The organism is Streptomyces sp. MA5143a (assembly GCF_900290235.1).
Classification (GTDB): domain Bacteria; phylum Actinomycetota; class Actinomycetes; order Streptomycetales; family Streptomycetaceae; genus Streptomyces.
In genome coordinates this window covers 1-2204 of the sequence record NZ_OLMK01000153.1, presented here as the reverse complement: position 1 = coordinate 2204, position 2204 = coordinate 1, and the positions used below count along the sequence as shown (strand labels likewise).

The window sequence follows — 2204 nt, the reverse complement described above, 5'->3', positions numbered from 1 at the left end:
GCCCCAGCCGGTGCCGTCGGCGCCGTCGGCGAACGCCTTGCAACGGCCGTCGGAGGCCGATCCGCCCTGGCTGTCGAACTCGCCGTAGATGGTGGGGGCCGTCAGGACGAGGACGCCGCCGACGAGGGCGAGGTCGCACTCGCCGCCGCGCAGGGACTGGGCCGCCAGGTGGAGGGCGACCAGGGAGGAGGAGCAGGCCGTGTCGACGGTGAGGGCCGGGCCCTCCAGGCCGAGGAGGTAGGCGATCCGGCCGGACATGATGCTGGCGGGCAGGCCGGTGATGGCGTATCCGTCGGTGTTCTCCGAGGAGCCCCCGAGGAGGACCCCGTACTCCTGGGTGGCACCGCCGACGAAGACGCCGGTGCGGGTGGAGCGCAGGGACAGCGGGTCGACGCCGCCCCGTTCGATCGCCTCCCAGGACACCTCCAGCAGCAGCCGCTGCTGTGGGTCCATGGCCAGGGCCTCGCGCGGCGAGATGCGGAAGAAGCCGGCGTCGAAGTCCCCGGCGCCCGTGAGGAACGCCCCTTGGTGGCCGGGGTCGTAGGCGGGATGGTTCTCCCAGCCGCGGTCGGCGGGCGGGCCGGTCATGGCGTCGCGGCCCTCGGCGATCAGCCGCCACAGACTCTCCGGGTCGTCGGCCCCGCCGGGGAAGCGGCAGCCGATACCGATGATCGCCAGGGGCTCGGTGGCGGTCGAGGTGAGCCGCTCGTTCTGCCGGCGCAGCCTGTCGTTCTCCAGGAGAGAGGCGCGCAGTGCGTCGATGACCTCGTCGAGAGATGTGTTCATGCCGCTGGCTCCCACTGGTTCTGCCGCTGGTGGTGGACGCGAGGGGCCCGGTCGGGACGTGACCGTGGCCGGGTAGGGGCGGGGCCGGCCCGCTAGGGGGCCGGTCTCCGGCGGGGTGGGGTGGGGCTCACCAGACGACGGGGATGCTGAGCGCGCCGTGCACCATGTTGTAGCCGCGGTAGGCGAGTTCCTCGCGCGGTACGGCGAGGCGGATGCCGGGGAAGCGGCGCAGCAGGGCGGAGAAGGCGATCTTCAGCTCCAGCAGGGCCATGGCGGCGCCGGTGCAGCGGTGGACGCCGTACCCGAAGCCGACCTGCTGGCCGGGGGTGCGGGTGAGGTCGAGCCGGTCGGGGTCGTCGTAGTGGGCCGGGTCGCGGTTGGCCACGGCCAGTGCGGGGACGACGTACTCGCCCGCCTTGACGGTGACGCCGCCGAGTTCGAGATCCTCGGTGGCGGTGCGGCCGCTGGTGGCGGAGATGACACTGAGGTAGCGCATGATCTCCTCGACGGCGGTGTCGAGGACGGTCGGGTCGTCGCGCAGCAGGGCGAGTTGGTCGGGGTTGTCGAAGAGGGCGAGCAGTCCCAGTCCGATGGTGTTGGCGGTGGTGTCGAAGCCTGCGGACAGGAACATGTTGCTCATGCCGACGATCTCGTCGTCGGTGAGTTCGTCGCCGTGCTCGGCGACGAGCATGCCGATCATGCCGTCGCGGGGTTCGGCGCGCTGGGCGGTGACGATGTCCAGCATGAAGCGGTGGGCGTGGTCGACGAGGTCCCTGGCCTCCTCGGAGGTGGCGGCGAGTCCGGCGGCGGCCTTGGCGGTGAGGGCGATGAACTCGTCGCGTTCGGCGTCGGTGAGGCCGAGCAGTTCGCAGATGGCGAGCAGGGGGAAGGGGAAGGCGAAGGCGGTCATGAAGTCGGCGGGCGGTCCCGACTGTTCCATGGCGTCCAGGCAGTTCTCCGCGATGCGTTCCAGGCGCGGGGTGAGTTCGCGCAGGCGCCGGGCCGTGAAACTGGAGGTGACGGTGCGGCGCAGCCGGGTGTGCTCCGGCGGGTCCATGTTGACGAAGCTGCCCGGGGACACCTCCAGCTGGTCGTCGTCGAGGCCGGGGAGCATCAGGGTGAGTGGGGTGAGGGCGCTGCTCAGACGCGGGTCGGTGAACATCTGCCGTACGTCGTCGTAGCGGGTGACGACCCAGATGTCCTGTCCGTTCGGGAGGCGGTACTTGTGCACCGGGTCCTCCCGCTGCGCCTGGCGGAGCCGGGGGCCGGGGTCGAACGGGCAGGCGGAATCGCGTTGGTAGGGCAGCGGGGTTTCGATGTCGAGGGGCATCGGACTCCTACGGGTGATCGGGGTCGCGGATCACGGAGGGGATCGAGGCGCGAGAGAGGAAGGCGTGGGGTGTGGGAGGGGATCGGGG

Annotated in this window: 2 protein-coding genes; both read right to left on the bottom strand. The window is 71.5% G+C overall.

Annotation, left to right across the window (positions count from 1 at the left end; genetic code table 11):
* A partial coding sequence (locus SMA5143A_RS42210; protein ID WP_146194059.1) for a beta-ketoacyl synthase N-terminal-like domain-containing protein occupies positions 1–786 on the bottom strand: 786 nt, incomplete at its 3' end.
* Positions 787–913: 127 nt separating this feature from the next.
* Entirely contained in the window at positions 914–2116 is a 1203-nt protein-coding gene (locus tag SMA5143A_RS42205; protein ID WP_107468069.1) for a cytochrome P450, read from the bottom strand.
* Positions 2117–2204: the final 88 nt, after the last annotated feature.

Excerpts from the sequence above, each read along its gene's own strand:
- SMA5143A_RS42205 (WP_107468069.1), bottom strand. The coding sequence starts at position 2,116 with ATGCCCCTCGACATCGAAACCCCGCTGCCCTACCAACGCGATTCCGCC.